The sequence below is a fragment of the Gracilibacillus sp. JCM 18860 genome (assembly GCF_055395245.1).
The window spans coordinates 1,963,477-1,988,163 of record NZ_AP043868.1 but is presented as its reverse complement, the minus strand read 5'-3'; the positions used below and the strand labels follow the sequence as shown (position 1 = coordinate 1,988,163).

Sequence of the window (24,687 nt, the reverse complement as noted above, 5' to 3'; positions counted from 1 at the left end):
AAAAGGGGATGACTTCCGACATGAATTATGAAGCGATCCATCTTATGCGGAAGCAAGAAATCCATAAGCAAACCACATCAGAACACTTGAATCAATGGCATGATGAACTGATGAAAAGAGTAGTCCATCTTGCCATTGAAAAAGTAGAAGCAGAGCAGGGGAGAATACCTGCTCCCTTTGCCTTTTTTGTCATGGGGAGTGCTGGACGAAGGGAGCAATCCATTTGGAGTGATCAAGACCATGGGATTGTATTTGATGGAAAAAAAGAGCATAAACGATACTTTCTAAGGTTAGGAAAGGAGATTGTGACTGGACTTGAGCTAACAGGCTATCAACGCTGTGATGGTAAGGTAATGGCTTCTGAATCAATGTGGACTCAAACTCTTGCTAGCTGGAGCGAACAAGTAATTGGATGGCTAGAGCAGGCTTCCTGGCAGTCATTAAGGCATTTTTCTACCTTTTTTGATTCAAGAGTATTAATTGGTCAAAAAAATTTATTAGCAAAGGTTAAGGTTACGACCTTCTGTTATTTAGAAAACCATCGACAGCTTTACAATAGATTTATTGATAATTTTGACTTTATTCGAAAAGGCACAAATATCTTTGGAAAGCTTCTAACAGAGCAATCTGGACCAATGTCTGGAAGAGTTCCGATAAAAACTACGACTATCCTTCCTTATGTTAATGCGATGCGTTTATTAGCGCTTCACCATCAAGAATCGCGAGCCTCTACACTGCAACGCATGCAAGAGCTAAAAACAAAGTATACCTTTTTACAAGAATATGAAGCAATTTACCACCAATTGATGGAATTTAGATTTGTTCATACAAAAGCAGCGGAAAATTATGATGCCGTTCATTACATTCCTTTGCATCAATTATCTAAGGATGACAAGAAGGAGCTGAAGCAATTCATGAAGAGTGGTTCAGAGCTATTTCAATTGGCTAAAGAGGCGATCGAAACTGAGTGTTCCAAATGGTAATGAATCAAATGCTACAATTTCTGAAGCAAATCTATGGGAATCAGGTTACTTCCATGTCTAGTGAGACAGATCCAAATAAAATTGCTTATATTAGGAGCCTGCAACGGGAATTAAAGAAGAAGGATGTACTGAATTTACCCATATATGAACTACCAATGGTTGTCTTTGATTTAGAAACAACTGGCTTTTCTCCATACCATGGTGATCGTATCCTATCGATTGGGGCAATCAGGATGGTGGGGCCAAGGGTGTTAACTGATCAACTCTTCTATAAAACGGTGAATCATGAATGGCCTCTTTCAAAGGAGATTGAAGCATTAACTGGTATAACAGCCTTTGAACTAAAAAAAGCGGCACCACTCGTCACAGTGTTACGACAATTCTATCAGTTTGTGAAAAGTGATACGTTAGTAGCACACCATTCCAGTCATGAAAAGCAATTTATGAAGCATGCCAGCTGGACCGAGTTAAAAACTAGCTTTCAGCACCGCATACTGGATACGACGTTTTTAACAAAGGTGGTGGCAAATGGATGCAATTATGTTAGTCTGGATGACTGGTGTAATCATTACGGGATAGACATTGGAATTAGGCACCATGCTCTTTATGATGCAGTTGCGACAGCAAGAATTTGGTCTGCATGCATAAGACAAGTGGAAGCAATGGGATTTCAAAGCTTAAAGGAAGTGTATGCTCATATTGCTAGACAATCATAATATCTGAAAGGAGCAAAACAAGTTGAGTCATGATATTCCTGAATATAAAGCCACCTTTCCAATAAGTGTCGTAGAGGAATTGACCGAATTATCAGGACGACAAATTCGTTATTATGAAAAGCAGGGTCTTATTTCACCGAGGAGGAATAATGGCAATAGAAGAATGTTTTCCATCCACGATATTCATCAACTAAAGAAAATAAAAGCATATATTGATCAAGGTATTAATATTGCAGGGATAAAAGCAATGCTAAAGGATTAACACCCTTCGCTGTTACAAGAGGTAGCGAGGGGTGTTTATGCTTACACTATTCATTAAACAGATTAAATACACCGCCAATTCCACCTTCCCCTTTGTTTCCACCTTTTTGAGGAAGAGCAGCAAATACTTTACTAGCTAAACGACTAAATGGCAAGGATTGAATCCATACTGTACCAGGTCCAGATAATGTAGCGAAAAAGATCCCTTCTCCACCGAATAGTGCTGTCTTAATGCCACCAACAAATTCGATATCATATTGGACGTTACCTGTCATCGCTACTAAACAGCCTGTATCTACCTTAAGCCTTTCTCCTGGTTGAAGTGTTTTTTGGTGGATGGTACCTCCAGCATGGACAAAAGCCATACCATCTCCTTCAAGCTTTTGCATAATAAATCCCTCCCCACCAAAGAATCCAGTTCGAATCCTTTTCTGGAATTCGATACCTACAGATACACCTTTTGCAGCTGCCAAAAAAGCGTCTTTTTGACAGACGATTTTTCCTCCTTGCTCACTCAAATCCATTGGTACAATTCTTCCGGGATAAGGAGAGGCAAAGGATACACGTTTTTTTCCCATTCCTTCATTAGTGAAGGTAGTCATAAATAAGCTTTCTCCGGTAACTACACGTTTACCTGCCCCGAGCAATTTACCTACAATTCCACCATGATGGGAGGATCCATCTCCAAAAATCGTTTCCATTTTAATGCCATCATCCATCATCATCAAACTACCAGCTTCCGCAACTACTGTTTCATGAGGATCTAGTTCTATCTCGACAAATTGCATATCATCTCCATGAAGCTCATAGTCAATTTCGTGAGTATTCATATTATCCACTCCTTATAGATTTATCCTTTCTAACTAAGCATACGTTAAATAGGTTGAAAAAGTTTCAACTATAGAAAAACAGATATAACAGAAGATTCAGAAAAGTATGTGAATAAATATTCAAAAATTTTATAAAAAATTCGAGGTCGTTTCTTCTATTTTTAGGGGTAAATCATGAGTATTTGAGGATTAATAAGAGTATTAAAAAGAATTATAAAGAATTTCGAAAAATATATTTACAAATTAAAAAAATATGGTACGATATAAGTGAATTCATTAATAAATGGATAAATTTTATTGGGAAAGGGGATAGTTGACTATGGTGACATCTTTATACATGGTTTCTTTAACTATTCTACTAACTTTTCTGGTTTTGTCTGTCGTGGAAAAAATCTCTTCACGTCGTAAAAAGCTAAAAGTAGAGATAAGTTTAGACACAACAGAACAACCCAATCCACAGGTCCAACCAGTCATTGCTGGAAAAAATATGAGATAATCCAAACTAACCTTTTCGTAAGGATAGATAATGCGAAATAAAACCTCCTGAAAAATTCAGGAGGTTTTTTGTATGAATATATAAGAGAGCGAGACGATATTTTAGAATTCCCATTCTTCTTTTAAATGTAAATAAAGCAAAAGAAGGATATCTTCATCGCTTCGATGAAGACTAGCTACTTCTGATTCAATCTTAGGAAGTAGGATATCTGCAATCTGTCTAGTTAATTCGGTACGCTCTTCCTGCTTGATATCAGGTAGACGAGAACAATAAGTAGAAAGTAAGCGCCAATCCTTGTTAGTGAACTGTTTTAAGTGGAAGGCATCGATCGCTAGTTCTTCTTTTTGTAAATTCTTCTTCTGAATATATTTTTCTAATGGTGATAGTCTGTTCGATTTATTTGCTCGTTCATGAACGACAATGGTGCCTGCTGTTAAATCTCCTAATCTTTTATGCTTTTGGTGAGAAAAAATCATAATCATTCCAACGAGATAGCCAAAAGGGAGCATATCTACCACTCGCAAAAAGTTTCGAATAATACTCGATAAAAAGGTAATGTTATGACCATTTTCTTGTATTACGCGAATATTTAACATCCTTTTTCCGATAGTTCGCCCACTCCAAAAATACTCCAAAAAAATAAAGTAGCCGAATTGAAGGAGTAGGGTGATGATAAGATAAAAGGCGATGGCATACCCAATTCCTTCATCAAACAAAATAAAATCATTGATACCGGAAAAAATGATTAGGAGAAGAAGGATGATCTCAACAATTGCAATAATCGTATAGTCAATGATTTGTGCAGTAGCTCGAGATCCTAATCCAGCCAATTGAAATTGTAATGAGACGTATTCAGGGGTTTTGACATTAACCTGTTCCTGTGCCATAAGTATTCCTCCATGAAAAAATGTGATCTGTTCATTTGCTGTTCGTTGCAGTATAATGTAGTAAAAAGTTAGAAAATTAGGTGAATATATGCAATTAAATCAATTTATGAAACAAAACCGTGACGACTGGAGAAACTTAGAAAAGCTTATCAAGCTAATCCAATCAAAAAAAGATCCAGAAACGATCGATTCGTTTCAACTAACCTATCAAAAGGTAGCAAGGCAGTTGTCGTATAGTCAAACCTATTTTCCTGATGAAGAGATTACTCGTTATTTAAATGAGCTAGTTGCAAAAGCACATAATGTCTTATATAAATCTGAGCAAACCTCTGGAAAGCAAATCTACCATTTCATAAGTTCAAAATTCGTAGGTTTGCTCTTAGGACAGTGGAAGGCTATCGTGCTCGCGATGCTATTGTTTGGATTCGGATTTTTGGCAAGCTATTTGGCCGTAATAGAAAACTCCACTTATGTATATGCTATTCTTCCACAAGAAATGGTACAATCGGTTGAGCCTGAAACTTTAGGAGAAGAGCCAAGAATGGAAGTGGATTCTGCCTCAATGTCTGCAGAGATTATGGTCAACAATATCCGAGTAGCAATATTGGCATTTGCTGGTGGAATTACGTTTGGCATCTTGACAGTATATGTTTTAATATACAATGGTATCATTATCGGTGCTTTAGCAGGTCTATTTTATCAGTATGATAATTCCTATGCATTTTGGGCATATATTGTTCCACATGGTGTAATCGAATTGTTAGCGATATTTATAGCAGGTGGAGCGGGCTTGCTGATGGGATATAAATTATTTGTCCCAGGTGCTTATACAAGAGGATACCAATTAAAACTGCAGACATTAAGATCTGTTCAACTTTTATTAGGTACCATCCCGCTCTTTGTTATTGCCGGTATTATAGAAGGATTTATTACACCTGCTAACTTATCATTAGAAATGAAATATGCAGTTGCTATTTTAACAGGATTAGGCTTAATCTTTTATATGATATTCGGATATTACCATATGCAAAAAAGAGCACTACAGCAATCCTCTATTTAATGTATCAATATATTGAGAAACTGCGGTTACCGCAAGGTCTTCTGCAGGGGATTCTAGCATGGGCAAACCATGCTTCTCCCATTTTCTCATTCCTTTCTTTTGAAGGAGATACTGCTTTTGTGCCACGCTTTTTTCCATTGCCAGCTTTACTGTTGTTGGTTTCTTTTCTATTTTTTGATGTAATAACAGATCTTTTATTCCTAGCATCAAAAATAAGTGCTTCCTCCGGAGCTCCTTCAAATAAAATAAATGATGGTCCTCATGGATAAATGTTTGGATGTCACTAAATAAAATAATCATACTCCGTTTGTTTTGAACGGATTGTATATATCTTATCGCTAGTTCATAATTCGATTCCTGAGGATCTACTTGAAGTGAGTATATTCCTTGAAGAATCGTATTTAAATGATCCAACCCTTTTCCTGATGGGATAACTGTCTTAATATCTTTAGAAAATGCAATCACCGAGACATGATCACCATTATCTAATGCAGCAGTAGCTAGCGTGATTGCTGCTTCGATCGATTTTTCTAAGCGATTTCCTTCCTCGAGCTCCACCCCCATCATTCTTCCACAATCAATTAATATGGTAAGGTTTTTTCCATGCTCAGGCTCATATTCGTTTGTCATCATCTCTTGAAGTTTGGCAGATTGCCTCCAATTCATTTTTCGAGGATCATCACCAACCACATAGGATCTAACCTTAGAAAATTCACCCATCCCACTTTTCATTTTTCTAATTTTAATTCCTTCATGTAGTAAATAATTTTGTGCACTTGCTAAATATTTCTTTGTTTCTGATAGGTTAGGAATGACCTTTAACTCATCTTTTTGGTTAAAAGTTAATTGTCTCTCCCATAATCCAATCTTACTCCTATATCTTGTATAAAGCTTATCAATCGTGTATTTCCCTCGTATTAGTGGTTTTATCTCATAAGAAAGCATGGTTTTTTGAAGCTTTGGTATCGATTGATTTTCAGGGAAAGTAGTCTGAAACGATACAGGAAAGCTATCCTTTATTCTAATGATACAGTCAAAGCTTGATTTATTTTCGATCGTCATCTTTACTAAGTAATTTTCATAGCGCTCCATTTCTTTTGTCAATTCGCGTGTAATTGTTAGTTCCTTGCGTCCTGGCATTAGATATAAATCTATGATACTAAGACAAAGAAACAGGATTGTTGCAAACATTAAAAATAACCAACTGAAACGCCAAAAGGATAAGAAAAACAAAGCGATGATGAATAAGCTAAAATATATAATAAAGGTTTTCGTTGGTAATACACCTTTATCTTGGAACAGCAATCGATCCCACAAGGGCTTTAATCGTTTCATCAATATCAGATCCCTCCAATTCTGCATAGGGAGACAGTTGGATTCGGTGTCTTAGACTCGGTACTGTCATTAATTTCACATCATCTGGAGTTACATAATCTCGATTGTCTAAATATGCCCATACTTGAGCAGTTTTGGCGATAGCGATAGCTGCACGAGTGCTTGCTCCGTGTTGAATTTGTTCAAGCTCTCGTGTTTTCCTCACTATTTTCAAAATATAATCGGCTATACTATCACTAATTTTAACCTGTTGTACTTCTGTTTGTATGGAAGCAAGCTCCTCTTTGGTAAACATTGCCTTGAGCTCCGTTGGGTGTAGCTGTTCAGTTATCACCATTTGTAATACTTCGATCTCCTCTTCTAATGAAGGGAAATTGATTCTAAGCTTGAACAAAAAACGGTCCTGCTGTGCTTCCGGTAAAGGATATGTACCTTCAAATTCGATCGGATTTTGAGTTGCTGCAACGAAGAAAAAATCTGGCAATGGATAGGTTTCTCCTTGGATCGTCACTTGTTTTTCTTCCATTGCTTCTAATAATGCCGCTTGAGTTTTAGCCGGTGTACGATTAATCTCGTCTGCAAGCAAAACATTGGTGAAAATAGGTCCTTTTAAGGTTTGGAAGGCTTGCTCCTTCATGTTATAAATCGAGCTACCAGTGATATCACTTGGCAGTAAATCGGGAGTGAATTGGATTCGATTAAACTCCCCGTCCACTAACTTAGCCAATGTCTTGACCATTTGTGTTTTTCCTGTCCCTGGTACGCCTTCAATAAGTACATGGCCACCAGCCAATGCTGCGGTTAATAATAATCGAAGATTTTTTTGTTGGCCAATAATACGTTGTTCATATTTTTCTAATAGATTGATCATCGTTTGACTCATCTAGTTTCCACCTCTTCTCTTATTTTTTCGATACTTGCTGATAGAGTTAAGAATTGGTATTTATTTATTTTATCCTTATTCAGTACTGTTTCTAATTCTTGAGCGAAGTAAGTTGCGTCCTTTGTAGATAAGGATTCTAACGTAGGAACTAAATGTTCCATTCTTTTTTGCCAGGAATTGTCGTATGGTATACCATATCTTTCTCGTATAGCCTCTTTTAAATAGTCCACTTGATGAAGAATCGCCGATTTGTAATTTTTCCCTTTCAAATGCCAAATGGCAACAGCATTTAATCTTTCATCACCTAATCGGACATGTTCCTCTCTGGCTATTCGAATAGGTCCAAAACGTTTTCCTTGATACCACAGTACAAAGAGAGCAAAGATAATTCCTTCTACGAATAAAACATATGCCCACCCAGGGAATATTTTCAATGGAGAGACAAGGCCGTTTGATGAATGAAAATGGAATTCATCAAAGGTAATGGATGGAAATCTCTCGAAGGACAGTGTATCAAAAATGATTTCTGTATGCTCATAATCGGTAATTTGGTCATTCGTCAACCAATTTGGTTCTGTTATGACAATCAAATGCCCATCACCGATACGTCTTTCTAAGGCAAGTACACCATAGGAATCCTCTAATAGCACATTATCTTGTTCCGTTGATTCAAGTCGATAGGCGCTATTTATAACAGCTTCATAACTATTGTTAGGGCTTTGCACCTGACTTGGTTGCTGCGTTTGTTTGGTATAGGGATCCACTTGTAATGTTGCTTCTATACCGAACAAATCATTAGGATTTTCTTTCCATATCACAAGCGTATTTCCCTTTTCGATATATTCCAGATAACTTTCTTCTGCTACTTTATCTGTTAATACAGGAGGATTTATCATCATGCGTAATTCCTCTGTATTCGTTTCCTCATGTGGTAGTGATGTTACTCTTGTGACATCATCTGATTGTTGCCTTAAATAAGTATATATTGCTTTCGTTCCTGTTAAGGAAGGAGATTCTGTTAAAAAACTGGGATATTGCTTGGGTGAATCACTTGTAGAGAAAAAACTTAACAAAATAAGCAGTAAAAAGAACACTACACCAACTATCCATGTCTTTTTATGAAATTTGCTAGAATTCATGATGAATCACCCGTTCCTTCGTTTGGAAACCCTTCTATTATCGCTGAGATCAATTCATTGATCGTTGTATAATAAGTCTGATAATCATTTTCTTCTACTTTCCGCTCGCCATAGGTTGCTTGCTCGAAAAATAGAGCAGCTTGATAGAAGTTATTTGCCAGATCCTTATCTTTTTTTCTTAATTCATCGTAATACTCCCAATTCGTTTTCCACCTTTTAACTTCTAGTAGATTTCTTTCACGGAGTATTAGTAGTAAAGCTAAAAAATGATGTCTAGTAGCAATACGAAATTGGCCTTCATTTGCTTGCTTTTCGGCTTCACGTAAATGTTTCTCATAGCTCCATTCAAGCTCCCTATTAGACTGGAGTGGTTGGGAACTCCTTAGCTTTCGACGTCTTACAATATTCATAATAACCAGAAGGAATAGAAGGATTATCGCAATAGCAAGAATAGCCATGACGGTAATAATGATAGTATTACCGATTGCTGAGTCACTGGAGACAGGTATGTTTAGCTTTGATAATAAATCTGTAAACCATTCCTTAATATTAGACCAAATGATTTCTAGTAAGCTACGATTATCCTCATAATAGACTTGGTATTCTTCCTGATTGAGTATTTGATTCATTTCTTCTCTTGCGTTCGTATAAGCTGACATCGACAAGTCTCCTTTAAGGTCTCTCCGTCACGTCATATTCATCGATCATATCTTTAAGATCAGTAGCTTCCTGTCTTACTCTAGCATCAAAATACATCACCGAATAACCAACCGTAAATATGATGGAGGTGATCATGGTAAGGAAATTGTATAACAATTGGTATAGTACGCTGTCTCCCAACCAACCTAGAAGTAATTCAAATATGGAGCTAAAGATCCCAATAATAATGGCTAAAACAATAAACATCCCAAAAAATTTCCATGTTTGTCTTTTCGTTAATCTCCAGCTCTTTGCCAGACCAGGAGCAACTCTTTCAAATAAAGTGGCAGGTAGATACAAGCTCCATCTTGTAAATAATAGCCCTGCACCTAATATAAAACCAATAATTAAAAGAATTAAAATAGGAATACCTGCAATAGGCTGTAGTGGGATCATCACGAGTAGTGTTAAGAAAACGAACATAAAAAATGCAAACATGATACCAAAGATAATAAGGCCAAGTAAGAACGTACCACCTAATAAAGGCCAATATCTTTTAGAAGCTTTTTTTAACATATCCTTTGCCATGAAGGACTCTCCATCACGGGCATGCTTCACACCCCAAACAGTGGCACCAGCAATCAACGGTGTGGCAAAAATAACTAATAATGAGGAAAGTAAAATTAATGATTCCTGAAAAAGATCTCCTGCAGCATATCCTAGCTCATATCCCTGTACATACGGATCATTCAAAATCTGGTCAAAAAAGCTCTCATTCGGATCAATACTTGAGAATAAATCTCGACCACTTAGGGCTAACATAATGGATTGGATGATCAAAATCGGTGCCATGACAAGAAAAGAAATCATAAATAATGACCCGAAATTCGTTTTTACAATTCGAAAGGTTTGGTCTAAAATCTCTCCAAAACTTAAAGGTTTTTTCATATTATTATTCATTAAATCGGTCCCCCTTGATAAATACTACATAGTGACTATTTTAACATGATTTAGACGATATGGAATAATTTTTAATAAAATAGTGAAGGATTGGAAGGAGGATAGAAAAGGACATAGGGAGGTCAACTCCAACCTGAAAAAATCAGTGGGGTATGGATCAGCCCCACTGAAAGGATAATTAAGCAATTTTTTCTTGTTGCTCTTTTGTTTTTGGCTTGGAGCTTAAGAAGAAGGAAAGGGCTAATCCAACGATTGATAAAGCAGTAGCAAGCCAAAATGCTGTATTAAATCCGCTCATCGATGCATTGTTAGCAACCTGCAAGATTGCCTCTTCTTCAGATAATCCGGCTAATGCTGCTTGCTCTGGCTGGTAATTTTTAGCTGCTGACGTCATTACAGTTATGAGAATCGCAGTTCCAATCGAGGCAGATACCTGTTGGAAGGTATTTGCCATCGCTGTACCGTGTGGATGCCATTCCTGTGGAAGCTGATTCAGTCCTGCAGTCATAACTGGCATCATTACTAAGGACAAACCAAGCATTCTAATGGCATAAACAACGACAAGCAAGGTATAGGAAGTATCCATAGTTAAATTGGTGAAAAAGTATGTTGTAATCGTTACAATGGTTAACCCAATTGCAGCAAGCCATTTAGCTCCATATTTATCAAAAAGCATTCCTGTAATAGGGGACATAATCCCCATCACAATAGCACCTGGTAGCATCATCATACCAGCTTCCAATGCAGAAAACCCTCTTGTGTTTTGCATATAGAGTGGAAGCATTGTTTCAGCCCCGATTAGTGCCATTAGTACAATCATCGTAATGACTAATGATAGGGAGAAGATGGGATAACGAAAAACCCGAAACTCTAGCATTGGTTTTTTCAATTTGATTTGGCGAATAATAAACAATGCTAAAATGATTGCTCCTCCAAGAATGATGAAAAGAGCGGTTTGGCTCAAGCCATCAGAAGACTCGCCACTATGTCCACCAATTGTACTAAAACCGTAAAGTAATCCTCCAAAACCTAAAGAAGAGAGAAGAATAGATAGAATATCAATCTTGGGATACGTTAATTTGGTCACATTCTTCACAAACATAGAAGCAACGATAATCGCAATCACGACAATTGGTAGGACGACATAGAACAAGCCTCTCCATGAGAAAAATTCAAGTAACCATCCTGATAACGTAGGGCCAATTGCTGGTGCAAAGGAAATAACAATCCCCGCCATCCCCATGGCAGCTCCCCTTTTTTCGACTGGGAAGATCGTTAACATAACCGTCATCATTAATGGTAGCATAATCCCTGAACCAGCTGCTTGAACAACTCTGGCTACTAATAACAGCTCAAAGGTGTGGGAGATAGCTGCAATCAATGTCCCTAATGCAAAAATACTTAATGAGGTTAAGAATAATTGTCTTGTTGTAAATCTTTCAATAAGAAAAGCAGAAATGGGGATCATCACCCCATTTGTTAACAAAAAGGCGGTAGTTAACCATTGAACTTGGTTTTCTTGAATTCCAAAATCATTCATGATACTTGGTAATGCTGTAGCAAGAAGTGTTTCATTTAATAGACCAACGAAAGCCCCAATTAACATCACTGCCATCATTGGTATTCGTCTCACTTCCTCTATATTAGGTTGCTGTGTCATTATATTTCCTCCTGTAAAATTAATTGTTCTAATTGCAAAATATCAAAGCAAAGCGTGTTTTCTGATTTCAAATAATGAAATAAAATTTCGAGTAACGTTTTATTTTTGTTTGTTTTTTGCCACTCTAATTGTATTAAATGAAGCGTCTCCTCATACTTCCTTTTTTGGTTCTCATCAGGCCATACCTCTATTTGTTTCTTTAAATTTTTAAAAATGTCTTCTACACTTTGAGTTTTTTCGTGTAGTAGAGGTTGTTTTTCTTGTAAGTGCATAACAATGGAATGAATTAGGTGACCGATCCATTCACTTAACTCGTGCGCATGGATGCTTCTATTATTTATCTCTACGTAGAAGGTATATTCTTTCACCAGTCCTTGCATAATTACGATCAAATCCGTGTAATAAGACTCAAATTCCTTTCCATAGATAAGCCGAAAAATATTTAACTGATTATTTGTTATCGTTATTTGTGTTTCGTCCATCCACTTGGTTACTTGTTCATCTGCTTTTGGCGGAAACTCCTTGAATACAACATAGAAAAAAGATTGATGTTCAAGCAATGTACGAATTTCGAGCTCTATATAACTTGCTAATTGCTGCCAAGGTGAGGCATTCTCTAATAATTGAAATTGACTTGCTTGATCGATGATTTTGTCATGGTATTCTTTAATCATTTCAAGCATTAGGCCTTTTTTGGAAGAGAAATAGGTATAAAATCCGCCTTTGGATATATGTGCTTCATTTGCAATTTCTTGAACCGAGGTTTCATTAAAGCCCTTTTCAGAAAAAAGCCTTAGTGCAGCTTGTAAAATTTCTTGCTTTTTATCCAATTTGATCACCACTTTGACTTTATAGTCATTATTATGACTTATTGGTCATGTTAGGAGTTTATAGGATGAGAGAAGGATTGTCAATGAAATAAAATTTAAGAGATTGTAAAGTTTAGTGCAGGGTTGGAAGGATTATTTTATAAAAAAACAAATAAGAGGACGATCTAATTTTGAATCGTTCCTCTTATTTGCCTTAAAATCCTAATTCTTTGTAGCTAATTCAGCAATTTTTGTAATCGTGTGGACGGCTTTTTCCATATTTTCAATAGATATATATTCATATTTTCCATGGAAGTTTTCGCCTCCAGTAAAAATATTCGGTGTAGGTAAACCCATGAAAGAGAGCTGTGATCCATCTGTCCCCCCACGAATTGGTTTCACATTAGGGGTAACACCTGCTTCAGTCATTGCTTGATAAGCCAAATCAACAATATGCTTTACTGGTTCGATTTTTTCAGCCATATTATAATATTGGTCTATCATTTCTAATGATATTCTTTCTCTTCCATACTTCTGTTGAAGTACTTCTACCATATCATTTAAATTCTGCTTCTTTTGATCAAATTTTTTTCGGTCATGGTCACGGATAATATAATAGAGCTTGGCTGTTTCTACATCGCCTTCAAAAGATAATAAATGGTAGAACCCTTGATATTCCTCCGTATACTCAGGTGCTTCTTGATTTGGTAGTAAGGAATGGAGTTCCATCCCAATCTTTATAGCATGGATCAGTTTCCCTTTTGCAGTACCTGGATGTACATTGTTGCCTTTAATTGTGATTTTTGCTGCGGCAGCATTAAAGCTTTCATACTGTAGCTCTCCGAGAGGGCCACCGTCTATTGTATAGGCAAAATCTGCCCCGAACCGTTGCACATCGAATTTATGTGGTCCTCGTCCGATTTCCTCATCTGGAGTGAAAGCCACTCTTATATCTCCATGCGGAAGCTGAGGGTTTTTGATTAAGTATTCCATTGCAGTCATAATTTCAGCAGTTCCTGCTTTATTATCTGCACCAAGTAATGTCGTTCCATCTGTCGTCATCAGTGTATGGCCAGTATAATTTTTAAGTTCTGGAAACTCTTTTGGTGAAAGAATAATATTTAAGGCCTGATGAAGAATAATATCCTTACCATCGTAATTTTTTGTTAGTTGTGGATTTACACCGTTACCTGTAAAATCGGTTGCAGTATCCATATGCGCTAAAAAGCCTATGACTGGTAGTTCTTTATCTGTATTGTTTGGTAAGGTTGCCATCACATAGCAGTTTTCGTCAATAGTGACATCCTTCATACCAATAGATTTTAATTCATCAACGAGGAGGTGTGCTAACTCCCATTGCCCATCAGTAGAAGGACAGCTCGAATTATTCTCATTAGATTGGGTATTGATTTTCGCGTAGGTGGTAAGTCTTTCTATTAATTTATTTTTCATATAAAAATCCCCTTCTTTGCAATTAAGAAAATCAAAAAATATGATAATAATATATAGTATATATCAAATTGGATACACTTACACATTGGAAGCAAAAGAGATAAGAAAGGAAGGATCAGATGACAGACTCTATTCATCGTAGAAAACAAGAACATATAGAGCTGAGCTTGTCAGACGAGGCACTAGGCCGTAATATCACTAACGGATTCGACCGTTATCGTTTTAAGCATAATGCATTACCAGAGATTGATTTTAATCAAATAGATTTGGCAACAAGTTTTTTTCATCACCTACTTCCTACCCCTTTTTTGATTAGCTCCATGACTGGAGGAGCAGCGCTTGCTGAATCGATAAATCAGAATCTGGCCATTGCAGCAGAGGAACGGGGATGGATTTTTGCCCTAGGATCTACTAGAGTGATGCTAGAGAGTGATAAGTATCGAAGCTCCTTTCAAGTGAGAAGATTTGCACCGACCATTCCAATTATTGCAAATATCGGTGCTGTACAGCTTAATTATGGGATAGAAATTAAAGAAGTAAAACAAATTTTAGAGTGGACAGAGGCAGATGCGCTTGTGTTACACTTGAATTCCATTCAAGAGATTATTCAACAAGGTGGTGACGTTAATTTCTCTTATCTATTACCGAAAATCGAAAGGCTCGTAAAGAATCTTCCGGTTCCAGTAGGGGTGAAGGAAGTTGGATTCGGGATAGATGAGGATGTAGCCAAACGTCTCATCGATGTTGGGATAGCTTTTGTTGATGTAGCTGGTGCAGGAGGAACCTCCTGGAGTCAAATCGAAAAATTACGTTCCAATGAACCGATAAAAAAACAAGCCGCAGAAGCTTTTGCAAGCTGGGGCAATCCGACAGCAGAGTGTTTATTTAATATTAGTGAAAAATTGCCGAATCAAAAGCTTATGGCAAGTGGTGGTATTCGAAATGGTTTAGATGCTGCTAAAGCTCTAGCGCTAGGGGCTAGCCATGTAGGATTTGCTCGCTCGGTGTTAAAGGAAGTAATAAAATCTCCGGAAGCATTAATGGAATGGATGCAAACGAGAGAGCTAGAACTGAAGATAGCGATGTTCGGAATCGGAGTGGAGAATATTTCTGAATTAAAGGCTACGGACAGATTACAAATACTTTCATAAAAAAGGAAGAGAATTTATGGGGAAAAGAGTAGAAGAGTGCGTTGATTTAATTATCATTGGTGGAGGAACGACAGGACTTTTTGCTGCTTACTATGCAACAATGAGAGAGATGAAGGTTATGCTCATAGAGGCACAAGAGCAGCTTGGTGGCAAGGTTATGCAATTTCTTCCTGAAAAGATCATTTATGATGTCGGTGGCTTTCCCGATATTTCTGGTGAAGCATTAGTAGAGAATATGATTGAACAAGCAAAACGTCATCAGCCTGAGGTGGTAATGGGGGATTTTGTAGAGAAGCTAACGAAAGTCAATCATTTGTTTCAGCTAGAAACAGCTAAAGGTCATATAGTTACCGCCAAAACCGTTTTAATTGCGACAGGTTCAGGGACGTTTCATACGAAAAGACCTTCTGAATGGCCTAATTTACCTCATTCTGTCTTTAAAGAATCCGTTCCTACAACGCTAATGCATAAAGCTAACTATGAAGGGAAAAAAGTCGTGATCTCTTCAAATAGCAAAGTAGGTGTTGGTTGGGCATTGTTTTTAGAAGGCTTAGCGAAAGAAGTGACACTGATTAATCCTGCAGACAAGTTTCTACAAGTGAAAGATGAAGATATAGACAGCCTATATAAGAGTAAGGTGAAGGTATATTACCAAGTAGAAATGACGGATTTCATCGTCGAGGGACAAGAGCTAACCCATATAGAGATAAAAGAGAAGGGGCAACGTATTGTGATGGAGGCGAATAAGTTGCTTACTTATCATGGTTTAGAGCTTCAAGCAGTGCCTTTTGAACATTGGGGAATTCAAATCGAAAAGGGAAGGATACCTGTAACGCCTTTAATGAAGACAAACCTTGAAGGGGTTTTTGCTGCAGGTGATATTGTCCAATATCCAGGTAAAACCACCTTAATCGCTTCGGGATATACAGAAGCAATCACTGCTGTGAATCATGCTCATCTAATGATTGATCCTAAAGCGACCGAGCAATTGTATAGTACCGTTATTTACCGATAATTGCTAGTGCCCATCAATTGGTAATGCCGCAGACTTTAGAGCGCGATGTCAACGTGAAAGTAACTCCTAATGATAGAACTTCAGAGGGGCATATAGAACATCACGCTCTATTCATCTAAAACATCGCTTGGTCTTTTTCCTCTTTGTAGGTCGCGAATACTCAAGCCGAAATCCATCTGCAAGTGAGGGTAATCTTTAAAACGGGTAAAATCGCCACCCCAGCTAAACCCTAAATCCTTCGCTATTTCAACTACCTCCATCCAGTCACTCTTTCCATTATTGTTCCCATCATATTCCATGTCCCAGCTTGCTTGATCCGGCTGTGGTAAGAGGGCAAAGTCAATAGCTAACCCATAATTATGGTAAGACTCTCCTCCCTTTGCGTAAGTGACAACACTGCCTTCTGTTGTCCTTCCTTGTTCATAAATTTGGTCTTGGTCTGCAATGGAACGGAAATCATCTGTAATTAAAATCGGTATTCCGATGGATGCTGTCCTTTTTATTAAATCATCCCTTGCTTGCTTGACTAGTGGATGAAGGTCTGTAGGCATAGGTCTGTCTTGATATTTTTGGTATAAATAGTACTGATAGCTTCCAAATAATACTAGAATCAACAATAAAAAAATAAAAATTTTGCGAATTTTCATTATTTTCTCCTTTATGAGACATTTCGTATATCCTAAATATATGATACTATATCTGTATTGAGATTTGATAGAAATAGATTTCTATATATTTTCGAAGATAATGGTTGGGAGGCAAAAGGTATGGGGAAAGATTTACGTATCAAAAGTAAAGTGTTTGATGATTCCAAGCGTGCGCCAAACCGTGCTATGCTTCGTGCGGTAGGTGTAACAGACGAGGACTTTAAAAAACCAATGATCGGGATTGCTAGTACATGGAGTGAGGTTACACCTTGTAATATTCACTTAGATGATCTAGCAATTAGTGCAAAAGAAGGGGCTAAAGCTGCGGGCGGTGTGCCTATGATCTTTAATACGATTACCGTTTCTGATGGTATTTCAATGGGGACGTCTGGCATGCGCTATTCTCTTCCGAGTCGTGATGTCATTGCAGACTCTATCGAAACAGTAGTAGGGGCGGAGAATCTAGATGCATATGTAGCGATTGGAGGCTGTGATAAAAATATTCCTGGATGCTTAATCTCGATTGCTCGTTCCGATGTTCCAGCAGTATTCGTATATGGTGGTACGATTTCACCAGGCTTCCGCAATGGTGAAAAACTGGATATCGTTTCTGTTTTTGAGGGCGTTGGGAAACATAACAATGGGGATATAGATGACGAGGAATTAAGAGGAATTGAATGTGCTGCTTGCCCGGGAGCTGGGTCTTGTGGTGGTATGTATACTGCGAATACAATGGCCACAGCGGTAGAGGCGCTTGGAATGAGCTTACCTGGTAGCTCCTCTAACCCTGCTGAATCCAAATTAAAGGCAGAGGATTGCCGTAAAGCGGGAGAAGCTGCCTACAAACTATTAGAACAAGGCATATATCCAAAAGATATTTTAACGAAAAAAGCCTTCGAAAATGCGATTACTGCTGTAATGGCATTAGGTGGATCAACGAATGCGGTACTCCATTTATTAGCTATTGCGAATGCTGCGCAAGTGGACGTAACAATGGATGACTTTAATCGTATCCAAGAAAAAGTACCTCATTTAGCAGATTTAAAGCCAAGTGGAAAATACGTTATGGAGGATTTACACAATATCGGTGGGGTTCCGGCTGTTATGCGTCTCCTACTAGACAACGGATTTTTACATGGAGATTGTTTAACGGTAACTGGCAAGACGATTGCCGAGAACTATGAAGATGCACCGGTATTATCTGATGACCAAGTTATCATCCATCCATTAAGTAATCCATATCGTGAAAATGGACCACTCGTTGTGTTAAAAGGAAACCTCTCACCAAATGGTGCTGTAGCAAAGGTTTCTGGTGTTAAGGTTAAACGTCACACAGGTCCTGCTCGTGTATTTAATACAGAAGAGGAAGCAACAAATGCAGTGATGAACAATGAAATTAAAGAAGGCGATGTTCTAGTAATCCGTTATGTGGGGCCAAAGGGTGGGCCTGGAATGCCTGAGATGCTCTCTATTTCTGCGATTCTAGTAGGAAAAGGCTTAGGGCAAAAGGTTGCTTTACTAACTGATGGTAGATTTTCAGGTGGTACCCATGGACTCGTTGTCGGTCACATTGCACCAGAAGCACAGGTTGGAGGGCCAATTGGTCTATTAGAAGAAGGGGATATGGTAACCATTGACTCTGAATTGAAAGAGATTACTATGGATGTTTCCGATGAAGAATTAGAAAAACGCCGTGCCAATTGGAAAGCTCCAGAACTTTACAAACGCGGAGTACTTGGGAAATATGCTCATAATGTCTCCTGTTCCTCACAAGGTGCTGTCACTGACTTTATTAGAAGAAACGATCAATAAAAACATAAAAAGTGGAGAAGCCAATTTGGTTTCTCCACTTTTTCATTTTAAAAGTAGGATAAATAGCTTGGGAATAACCGAATTACTGTACGATAAAGCCAAGATAAAAGTACATATCTTGGCAATAGCACAGGAACCGAAGAAATTAACTATCTGTTTATTCAGAAGATTTTATAATAGAGTGAATCGGGTAATCTTTCGCATCTAAAATACCATCTTTTCTTAATATCATTTTGGCGAGCTCTCTTCCGATAAAAGGACCAGTAGTTAGACCAGAGGAGCCAAGGCCATTGGCAGCATAAATTCTTTCATAACCAGGGAGCCTGCCGAAGACTGGTAAAAAATCTGGAGCAACGGGTCGAAATCCTACATTTACCTTTACTAAAGCACTGCTTAATAAAGCTGGTGCTACTTCTCTCAGATCCGAAAAGATTTTTTGTAAACCTATTGGCGTTACATGTGTATCCCAACCAACATCATCCTCATGTGTAGTACCTGCTGCAATTTGCCCGTGTTCAAAAGGAACAATGTAGTGTGTTCCTCTTGGCATAATTACTGGCCAATCACCTGTGTCATCCTCCTTCCATTTTAAGGAGACAATTTGGGCTTTTTGTGGTCTGATCAATCCATTTAACCCTAAGGACTCCACAATAGTGGAAAACCAGGACCCATTGGCTAAAACAATTTGATCTGCTTCAATAAGAGTGTCGTTCACTTTGATATTTGCATGGTTGGCTGTTTTCACTAAGCTTGCTTCTCCAGTGATTATTTTTACTCCATAGTTCATGCAAGCTTCTAGTAAGGATTTTCGCAATTTTCCACCGTTTACTCTAGCTGCACCACTAACGTAAAGGGATTGATACTTTTCATCAAGTAAAGGAAATCTTTGCTTTGTTTCCGCAACATTTAATCGAGTAACCTCCCCGATTTCAGGAGCATCGACCAGGCGCTGCTGGGTCATCTCATATATTTTTTGTAGTGTTTTCTCTTCCTTACGGATAACAAGAGCTCCCGTCTGTTTATATCCTGTATTGGAAATACCTTGATTCTTCAGTTCATCGATAAGTGTTGGATAAAAGCTAGCACTGTTTTTGGCAAGCTGATACCATTTTTTATTTCTACGCTGTGAAACCCACGGGCAAATGATTCCTGCTGCAGCAGTAGTTGCCTGCCCAGTATGGTCAGCATCGACAAGGGTTACTTCAACGTTTTCTTTTGCTAGATAATAAGCAACCGATAAACCTACAATTCCTCCACCAATTACTATAACATTAGCCATCTATTCATCACCTTTTTCTGTATGCACCTATCCATAGTTTGCAGTATTTTGTCGAACCAAGCAAGAATTCCATTAATTTCACGCGTAAAATCATAAAGAAAGTATACTATTGGACAAAAACATATGCTATAATGTATCATAACTATTTTTGCTGTTCATTTAATGAAGAAATTGGGGGAAATAAATAAAAATGATGAAAAAAGGGATTTTGTTACTGTTGGTAGCAATGGCTATGAGTGTTCTAGCAGCTTGTGGAACAGAAGGAGAAAGTGATTCGTCAGGAGATGGAGAAACATACACAATCGGTGCAACACAAATTGTAGAACATCCGTCTCTAGATTCAGCATATGAAGGATTTCAAGCAGCAATTGAAGATGCTGGTTTAAACGTAGAATATGATTTCCAAAGTGCTCAGGATGATCAAAATAATGCTATGACCATTGCGAATAACTTTGTGGCAGATGGAGTCGATTTAATTTTTGCTAACTCCACACCAAGTGCACAAAGTGCTCTACAAGCCTCTAATGGTATACCGGTTCTATTTACATCTGTAACAGACGCGGCAGGAGCAGGGCTAGTTGAGTCAATGGATCAGCCAGGTGAGAATATTACTGGTGTACTTGATCTTCACCCAGAGGCCATTACGAAGACCATTGAATTTATTGATCAAAATTTCAAGGATGCCACTATTGGATTAATTTATGATTCTGGTGAAGCTAATTCTATTGCTCAAATCGAAGCTGTGAAAGAAGCGGTGGAAGGAACTAGCTTGAGCACTGCTGAAGCAACCGTTGGTAACTCTTCAGAGGTACAGCAAGCGGCAACTTCCTTAGTCGGAGAAGCAGACTTATTTTACATTATTACCGATAATACCGTTGTTTCTGCGTTAGAAACGGTTGTTGGAGTAGCAGAAGAACAAGATCTTCCGTTAATCGTAGGAGAGCCAGATTCAGTGAAACGTGGAGGCTTTGCAGCTTACGGTTTTGAATATTACGATATCGGTTATCGTACTGGAGAAATGGCAGTAGAAATTTTAACTGGTGAGAAAACTCCTGCAGATATTCCTGTAGAATATCCACCAGAAATCGATCTATATCTTAATAAAGATGCAGCAGAAGCCCAAGGTATTGAATGGAATAGTGCCTGGGAAAAGGATGCTGAGCTAGTAGAAGTCAACGAAGAATAAAATGAAGAAAAACCTCGACATGAAGTTGGTGTCGAGGTTTTCTCACAAAATGCTTGTTATAGGATAGAGAGGAAGATAGACATGTTTATATCAATTTTTACGGCCTTTGAGTCAGGAGTGATTTATGCACTAATGGCTTTAGGTGTCTATCTTTCGTTTCGTATTTTAGATTTTCCAGATTTAACGGTAGATGGGAGCTTTGTAACAGGTGGAGCAGTTGCGGCTGTGTCGATAGTGAATGGTGTACCACCTGTTTTGGCAACCTTTTATGCTTTAATTGCTGGATTTATTGCAGGGATGATAACTGGAATTTTGAATACGAAAGGGAAGATAAATCCCTTGCTATCTGGGATTTTAATGATGATAGCTTTATATTCGATTAATTTACGGATAATGGGTGGAAAATCAAATGTTGCACTGTTGAATGAGCCCACCTTATTTAAGCAAATCGAAGGATTTTGGGGCACATTAGGTATTGATACGTTGCTAAACGATATGTTAGCTGCACTAAATATAGACCCTTTACCTAGTACTTGGGCTGTTCTAATTATTATGATTATCGTTACATTACTAATCAAGCTTTTAACAGATTACTTCTTGAAGACAGAAGTAGGACTCGCCCTACGTGCAACAGGTGACAATGAGAAAATGATTCGAAGCTTCTCGGCAAATACTGATATTTTAACCATCGTAGGATTAGGTATTTCGAATGGATTAGTAGCATTGTCTGGTGCGTTTATTGCACAATACGGTGGTTTTACCGATGTTGGAATGGGTATCGGTATGATCGTAATTGGATTAGCCTCTGTTATTATTGGTGAAGCACTCTTTGGTACAAAAACCATTGCCAGAACAACATTAGCCGTTGTCTGTGGAGCGATTGTCTACCGGATTGTGCTAACATTAGCGTTAAAGGCGAAGTTTTTGGAAGCTGGAGATACGAAGCTGATTACAGCAATTATTGTTATTGCGGCATTAGTTATGCCAAAAATAATAACAACTCGAAAAGAAGCTGTCCGAAAAAAGAAAAAACGACGGATGCTTGAAAATGGAGAGGAGGGTAAAGGTGCTTAGTTTAAACAACATCTCCATTACGTTTAATGAAGGAACTTTAGATGAGAAAAAGGCATTACAAACTGTGAACCTTCAATTAGAAAAAGGCGATTTTGTTACAGTAATTGGTAGTAATGGTGCTGGAAAGTCAACTTTGATGAATATGATCTCAGGTTCGTTAAAGCCTGATGTCGGATCTGTTAAAATTAATGAGAAAAATGTAACTTTGCTACCAGAGTATAAACGTTCTCGTCTGATTGGACGTGTATTTCAGGATCCTATGGCTGGAACGGCTCCAACGATGACGATCGAAGAGAATCTTGCAATGGCCTATGCTCGGAATAAAAAGCGTACATTGAAGTATGGAGTAAGTAAGAGAAGAAAGTCTCTTTTTAAAGAGCATCTTGCTACTTTGCATTTAGGATTGGAAAATCGTTTGAATGCAAAGGTAGGTTTACTATCAGGTGGGGAACGTCAAGCACTTTCTCTTTTGATGGCGACTTTTACTGAGCCAAATATTTTATTATTAGATGAGCATACAGCAGCACTGGATCCGTCTCGAGCAGATTTAATAACCAAGCTTACAGGAGAAGTAGTCGAACAATTTGGATTAACTACTTTAATGGTCACACATAATATGCAACAGGCATTAGACCTAGGAAATCGACTGATTATGATGGATAAAGGTCAAATTATTCTAGAGGTTTCTGGTGAAGAAAAACAAGCACTTACGATCGAAAAATTATTAGCAGAATTCCAACGGATACGTGGAAAGCAAATGGATAACGATCGAGCGGTGTTAGGTTAATATTAATTTTAGGCAGTTACTTTACAAAAGTAGCTGTCTTTTTAACATGATAAGGAGATTTTAGCAGGGAGTAATGCACGTAGCTGAAATCGAGACGAAATGTAACTCGTTTGTTCCCTTCATAGGATTTCGTTTTTTAATTCATAGGAAATGAAGTATCTAAAACTAAAAAAATAAAGAGCCCGAAAAGGGACATCTTTACGCTAATAGACGTGGTAAACCTTAGCTTAACACGAATAAAAATATTACTTCTCTATAATAAACTTAAGTTCTTTACTTTAAGTAAAAGAAAGCAAGTTTTTGATGATAAGTTAGTTGTTTGCTACTTTATCTAGTAGTACTCTTTCACCAGTCTCATTTGATTGTGCTGCTGCTTGATTAATAAGGGTAAGATGGTAGAAATCTTCTGCTTTCAGACTTGGTTCTGCTGTCTTATTGATGGCATGCACCCATTGCTCCATTGGCATTGGTTCATAAACAGTGTCTGTCACATCCACCCAGTCTGTATCTGTTTTTAAACGAACAGATTGCTCTTCTACCAATAAAGTACCCTCTGTACCATATAATTCTAATTGGAATGGACTTCCACTAGATAAAAAGCTAGTCTCTAGGATACCAATTGCTCCAGATTCATATTCTACTAAGACTACCGAATTGTCATCCACATCGTACTGATCGCTAGTTGATTGTAACATTGCTGATAAAGATCGAGCAGGCCCTGCTAAACGATTAGTTAAGTAGATAGGGTGTGCACCTAAATCAATTAATGCCCCACCTCCGCATTGCACTTTATCAAAGAAATGTGCTGGAAGCCAGCCTGTTGCACTATTTTTTGATGGAACGGCACCATTATGTGCAAAGCGGCAACGAATCGTTGTAAGCTTACCTAAAGCACCATCATCTAACACTTTCTGTGCGCGCAAATAATAATCATCTGTTAATTTCGGTAAAGAAACCATTAACACTACCCCAGCCTCTTCAATTGTCGCAACAATCTCTTGATAATCCGATACCGTAATTGCTAACACTTTTTCTGTAAAAATATGCTTTTTATTTTTCGCTGCTTTCATGATGACATCTTTGTGCATATTAGTTGGTGTATCTACAATTACCCCATCAATATCTGATTGAGATAATAATTCGTCTAAATCTTCATAAAATGGAACATCTAATTCATCTGCCCATTTCTTACCACGTTCAAGGTCTTCATCCCATACGGCACTAATATTTATTCCATCATTTGCTTTTGCTTGTTGTGCATAATCATCAGCATGTACGTGCCATCTACTTAATAATGCTGCGTTTAACATGTCTCTCACTCCTTATTCGTATGTATGCGCTTTCCTTGTAGTATATCAAATCCCTATATTTTTGCATAATAATTTAATACAAGTAATATTTAACGGATATCCGATAGAAGTATCTCTTCGATCATTAAGGAATGTAAAAGGACATTGAGTAGATGGAGATGAATTTTGGTATGCTTAAGCCAAAGCCTATGATATAATCAGTCATAAGAATTCTCTACGATACTTCAAATATATCAAAAAACTGAACAGTTTATGCAGAGATCTCGTGAATAACATGAGAGGAAAGGTTTACACTACAAGCAATAATCGATGATAA

At 37.8% G+C, this 24,687-nt stretch carries 24 protein-coding genes; 11 read left to right on the top strand and 13 right to left on the bottom strand.

What is annotated here, in order from left to right:
* The first annotated feature begins 20 nt into the window (after positions 1 to 20).
* The 3 genes from ACZ5R4_RS10155 to ACZ5R4_RS10145 are packed head-to-tail and all read left to right on the top strand — an operon-like array spanning position 21 to position 1,961.
* Positions 21 to 983 carry a DUF294 nucleotidyltransferase-like domain-containing protein gene (locus tag ACZ5R4_RS10155; protein WP_109984770.1) on the top strand — a complete coding sequence of 321 codons (963 nt, stop codon included), beginning with the start codon at positions 21 to 23 and terminating at the stop codon, positions 981 to 983.
* Entirely contained in the window at positions 977 to 1,699 is a 723-nt protein-coding gene (locus ACZ5R4_RS10150) for an exonuclease domain-containing protein (protein ID WP_109984771.1), read from the top strand. The genes ACZ5R4_RS10155 and ACZ5R4_RS10150 overlap by 7 nt, the downstream gene beginning before the upstream one ends.
* Positions 1,700 to 1,721: 22 nt before the next feature.
* A complete protein-coding gene (locus ACZ5R4_RS10145; RefSeq protein WP_054788226.1) occupies positions 1,722 to 1,961 on the top strand; it encodes a MerR family transcriptional regulator in 240 nt (79 codons plus the stop codon).
* A gap of 46 nt (positions 1,962 to 2,007) precedes the next feature.
* Here the strand turns inward: ACZ5R4_RS10145 and ACZ5R4_RS10140 are convergent, their stop codons facing one another.
* On the bottom strand, positions 2,008 to 2,790 hold the full coding sequence (locus tag ACZ5R4_RS10140) for a TIGR00266 family protein (protein ID WP_109984772.1): 783 nt from the start codon (positions 2,788 to 2,790) through the stop codon (positions 2,008 to 2,010).
* A gap of 319 nt (positions 2,791 to 3,109) precedes the next feature.
* Between ACZ5R4_RS10140 and ACZ5R4_RS10135 the strand changes: the two genes are divergently transcribed.
* Positions 3,110 to 3,286: a hypothetical protein gene (locus tag ACZ5R4_RS10135; protein WP_181397560.1), complete on the top strand. Its 177-nt coding sequence runs from the start codon at positions 3,110 to 3,112 to the stop codon at positions 3,284 to 3,286.
* Between the two features lie 101 nt (positions 3,287 to 3,387).
* On the opposite strand, the gene ACZ5R4_RS10130 is transcribed toward ACZ5R4_RS10135, so the two are convergent.
* Positions 3,388 to 4,173 carry an RDD family protein gene (locus ACZ5R4_RS10130; RefSeq protein WP_109984773.1) on the bottom strand — a complete coding sequence of 262 codons (786 nt, stop codon included), beginning with the start codon at positions 4,171 to 4,173 and terminating at the stop codon, positions 3,388 to 3,390.
* A gap of 88 nt (positions 4,174 to 4,261) precedes the next feature.
* On the opposite strand from ACZ5R4_RS10130, the gene ACZ5R4_RS10125 reads away from it, so the two are divergent.
* Positions 4,262 to 5,233, top strand: coding sequence for a stage II sporulation protein M (locus tag ACZ5R4_RS10125; protein WP_109984774.1), 972 nt, complete (start codon positions 4,262 to 4,264; stop codon positions 5,231 to 5,233).
* On the opposite strand, the gene ACZ5R4_RS10120 is transcribed toward ACZ5R4_RS10125, so the two are convergent.
* The 8 genes from ACZ5R4_RS10120 to pepT all read right to left on the bottom strand — a co-directional run bounded on the left by ACZ5R4_RS10120 (position 5,213) and on the right by pepT (position 14,110).
* On the bottom strand, positions 5,213 to 6,568 hold the full coding sequence (locus ACZ5R4_RS10120) for a DUF58 domain-containing protein (RefSeq protein ID WP_109984775.1): 1,356 nt from the start codon (positions 6,566 to 6,568) through the stop codon (positions 5,213 to 5,215). The genes ACZ5R4_RS10125 and ACZ5R4_RS10120 overlap by 21 nt on opposite strands.
* Positions 6,522 to 7,451 carry an AAA family ATPase gene (locus tag ACZ5R4_RS10115; RefSeq protein ID WP_109984776.1) on the bottom strand — a complete coding sequence of 310 codons (930 nt, stop codon included), beginning with the start codon at positions 7,449 to 7,451 and terminating at the stop codon, positions 6,522 to 6,524. Before ACZ5R4_RS10115 ends, ACZ5R4_RS10120 begins: the two co-directional genes overlap by 47 nt.
* Positions 7,448 to 8,590, bottom strand: a complete 1,143-nt coding sequence (locus ACZ5R4_RS10110) for a DUF4350 domain-containing protein (RefSeq protein ID WP_464368435.1) — start codon at positions 8,588 to 8,590, stop codon at positions 7,448 to 7,450. The genes ACZ5R4_RS10115 and ACZ5R4_RS10110 overlap by 4 nt, the downstream gene beginning before the upstream one ends.
* A complete protein-coding gene (locus tag ACZ5R4_RS10105) occupies positions 8,587 to 9,249 on the bottom strand; it encodes a DUF4129 domain-containing protein (RefSeq protein ID WP_054860676.1) in 663 nt (220 codons plus the stop codon). The genes ACZ5R4_RS10110 and ACZ5R4_RS10105 overlap by 4 nt, the downstream gene beginning before the upstream one ends.
* Positions 9,250 to 9,262: 13 nt before the next feature.
* Positions 9,263 to 10,189, bottom strand: coding sequence for a DUF7847 domain-containing protein (locus ACZ5R4_RS10100; protein WP_109984778.1), 927 nt, complete (start codon positions 10,187 to 10,189; stop codon positions 9,263 to 9,265).
* Between the two features lie 178 nt (positions 10,190 to 10,367).
* On the bottom strand, positions 10,368 to 11,849 hold the full coding sequence (locus ACZ5R4_RS10095) for an MDR family MFS transporter (RefSeq protein WP_109984779.1): 1,482 nt from the start codon (positions 11,847 to 11,849) through the stop codon (positions 10,368 to 10,370).
* Entirely contained in the window at positions 11,849 to 12,679 is an 831-nt protein-coding gene (locus tag ACZ5R4_RS10090) for a TetR/AcrR family transcriptional regulator (RefSeq protein WP_181397562.1), read from the bottom strand. The genes ACZ5R4_RS10095 and ACZ5R4_RS10090 overlap by 1 nt, the downstream gene beginning before the upstream one ends.
* Positions 12,680 to 12,880: 201 nt before the next feature.
* On the bottom strand, positions 12,881 to 14,110 hold the full coding sequence (pepT, locus tag ACZ5R4_RS10085; RefSeq protein WP_109984781.1) for a peptidase T: 1,230 nt from the start codon (positions 14,108 to 14,110) through the stop codon (positions 12,881 to 12,883).
* Between the two features lie 119 nt (positions 14,111 to 14,229).
* On the opposite strand from pepT, the gene fni reads away from it, so the two are divergent.
* Positions 14,230 to 15,261 (top strand): type 2 isopentenyl-diphosphate Delta-isomerase, encoded by a 1,032-nt coding sequence (fni, locus tag ACZ5R4_RS10080; RefSeq protein ID WP_109984782.1) that lies wholly within the window; start codon positions 14,230 to 14,232, stop codon positions 15,259 to 15,261.
* 16 nt (positions 15,262 to 15,277) lie between these two features.
* The gene (locus ACZ5R4_RS10075) at positions 15,278 to 16,276 is read left to right on the top strand and encodes an NAD(P)/FAD-dependent oxidoreductase (RefSeq protein WP_277678542.1); all 999 of its coding nucleotides are present in this window, start codon (positions 15,278 to 15,280) and stop codon (positions 16,274 to 16,276) included.
* Positions 16,277 to 16,383: 107 nt separating this feature from the next.
* Here the strand turns inward: ACZ5R4_RS10075 and ACZ5R4_RS10070 are convergent, their stop codons facing one another.
* The gene (locus tag ACZ5R4_RS10070; protein WP_109984784.1) at positions 16,384 to 16,923 is read right to left on the bottom strand and encodes a M15 family metallopeptidase; all 540 of its coding nucleotides are present in this window, start codon (positions 16,921 to 16,923) and stop codon (positions 16,384 to 16,386) included.
* Positions 16,924 to 17,043: 120 nt separating this feature from the next.
* On the opposite strand from ACZ5R4_RS10070, the gene ilvD reads away from it, so the two are divergent.
* Complete coding sequence (ilvD, locus tag ACZ5R4_RS10065) at positions 17,044 to 18,735, top strand: dihydroxy-acid dehydratase (protein WP_464368434.1); 1,692 nt, start codon at positions 17,044 to 17,046, stop codon at positions 18,733 to 18,735.
* Positions 18,736 to 18,892: 157 nt separating this feature from the next.
* On the opposite strand, the gene ACZ5R4_RS10060 is transcribed toward ilvD, so the two are convergent.
* Positions 18,893 to 20,014 (bottom strand): NAD(P)/FAD-dependent oxidoreductase, encoded by a 1,122-nt coding sequence (locus ACZ5R4_RS10060; RefSeq protein ID WP_464368433.1) that lies wholly within the window; start codon positions 20,012 to 20,014, stop codon positions 18,893 to 18,895.
* 193 nt (positions 20,015 to 20,207) lie between these two features.
* On the opposite strand from ACZ5R4_RS10060, the gene ACZ5R4_RS10055 reads away from it, so the two are divergent.
* The 3 genes from ACZ5R4_RS10055 to ACZ5R4_RS10045 all read left to right on the top strand — a co-directional run bounded on the left by ACZ5R4_RS10055 (position 20,208) and on the right by ACZ5R4_RS10045 (position 23,061).
* Positions 20,208 to 21,200 (top strand): ABC transporter substrate-binding protein, encoded by a 993-nt coding sequence (locus ACZ5R4_RS10055; protein WP_054860749.1) that lies wholly within the window; start codon positions 20,208 to 20,210, stop codon positions 21,198 to 21,200.
* Between the two features lie 81 nt (positions 21,201 to 21,281).
* On the top strand, positions 21,282 to 22,274 hold the full coding sequence (locus tag ACZ5R4_RS10050) for an ABC transporter permease (protein ID WP_109984787.1): 993 nt from the start codon (positions 21,282 to 21,284) through the stop codon (positions 22,272 to 22,274).
* Entirely contained in the window at positions 22,267 to 23,061 is a 795-nt protein-coding gene (locus ACZ5R4_RS10045) for an ABC transporter ATP-binding protein (RefSeq protein WP_054788236.1), read from the top strand. Before ACZ5R4_RS10050 ends, ACZ5R4_RS10045 begins: the two co-directional genes overlap by 8 nt.
* 311 nt (positions 23,062 to 23,372) lie before the next feature.
* Here ACZ5R4_RS10045 and ACZ5R4_RS10040 read toward each other — a convergent pair whose 3' ends face one another.
* Positions 23,373 to 24,371, bottom strand: a complete 999-nt coding sequence (locus ACZ5R4_RS10040) for a Gfo/Idh/MocA family protein (protein WP_464368432.1) — start codon at positions 24,369 to 24,371, stop codon at positions 23,373 to 23,375.
* Positions 24,372 to 24,687: the final 316 nt, after the last annotated feature.

Bases quoted from the DNA above. Each gene is read 5' to 3' on its own strand.
- ACZ5R4_RS10155 (WP_109984770.1), top strand. From the start codon at position 21: ATGAATTATGAAGCGATCCATCTTATGCGGAAGCAAGAAATCCATAAG.
- ACZ5R4_RS10150 (WP_109984771.1), top strand. From the start codon at position 977: ATGGTAATGAATCAAATGCTACAATTTCTGAAGCAAATCTATGGGAAT.
- ACZ5R4_RS10140 (WP_109984772.1), bottom strand. From the start codon at position 2,790: ATGAATACTCACGAAATTGACTATGAGCTTCATGGAGATGATATGCAA.
- ACZ5R4_RS10135 (WP_181397560.1), top strand. From the start codon at position 3,110: ATGGTGACATCTTTATACATGGTTTCTTTAACTATTCTACTAACTTTT.
- ACZ5R4_RS10130 (WP_109984773.1), bottom strand. From the start codon at position 4,173: ATGGCACAGGAACAGGTTAATGTCAAAACCCCTGAATACGTCTCATTA.
- ACZ5R4_RS10125 (WP_109984774.1), top strand. From the start codon at position 4,262: ATGCAATTAAATCAATTTATGAAACAAAACCGTGACGACTGGAGAAAC.
- ACZ5R4_RS10120 (WP_109984775.1), bottom strand. From the start codon at position 6,568: ATGAAACGATTAAAGCCCTTGTGGGATCGATTGCTGTTCCAAGATAAA.
- ACZ5R4_RS10115 (WP_109984776.1), bottom strand. From the start codon at position 7,451: ATGAGTCAAACGATGATCAATCTATTAGAAAAATATGAACAACGTATT.
- ACZ5R4_RS10110 (WP_464368435.1), bottom strand. From the start codon at position 8,590: ATGAATTCTAGCAAATTTCATAAAAAGACATGGATAGTTGGTGTAGTG.
- ACZ5R4_RS10105 (WP_054860676.1), bottom strand. From the start codon at position 9,249: ATGTCAGCTTATACGAACGCAAGAGAAGAAATGAATCAAATACTCAAT.
- ACZ5R4_RS10100 (WP_109984778.1), bottom strand. From the start codon at position 10,189: ATGAATAATAATATGAAAAAACCTTTAAGTTTTGGAGAGATTTTAGAC.
- ACZ5R4_RS10095 (WP_109984779.1), bottom strand. From the start codon at position 11,849: ATGACACAGCAACCTAATATAGAGGAAGTGAGACGAATACCAATGATG.
- pepT (WP_109984781.1), bottom strand. From the start codon at position 14,110: ATGAAAAATAAATTAATAGAAAGACTTACCACCTACGCGAAAATCAAT.
- fni (WP_109984782.1), top strand. From the start codon at position 14,230: ATGACAGACTCTATTCATCGTAGAAAACAAGAACATATAGAGCTGAGC.
- ACZ5R4_RS10075 (WP_277678542.1), top strand. From the start codon at position 15,278: ATGGGGAAAAGAGTAGAAGAGTGCGTTGATTTAATTATCATTGGTGGA.
- ACZ5R4_RS10070 (WP_109984784.1), bottom strand. From the start codon at position 16,923: ATGAAAATTCGCAAAATTTTTATTTTTTTATTGTTGATTCTAGTATTA.
- ilvD (WP_464368434.1), top strand. From the start codon at position 17,044: ATGGGGAAAGATTTACGTATCAAAAGTAAAGTGTTTGATGATTCCAAG.
- ACZ5R4_RS10060 (WP_464368433.1), bottom strand. From the start codon at position 20,014: ATGGCTAATGTTATAGTAATTGGTGGAGGAATTGTAGGTTTATCGGTT.
- ACZ5R4_RS10055 (WP_054860749.1), top strand. From the start codon at position 20,208: ATGAAAAAAGGGATTTTGTTACTGTTGGTAGCAATGGCTATGAGTGTT.
- ACZ5R4_RS10050 (WP_109984787.1), top strand. From the start codon at position 21,282: ATGTTTATATCAATTTTTACGGCCTTTGAGTCAGGAGTGATTTATGCA.
- ACZ5R4_RS10040 (WP_464368432.1), bottom strand. From the start codon at position 24,371: ATGTTAAACGCAGCATTATTAAGTAGATGGCACGTACATGCTGATGAT.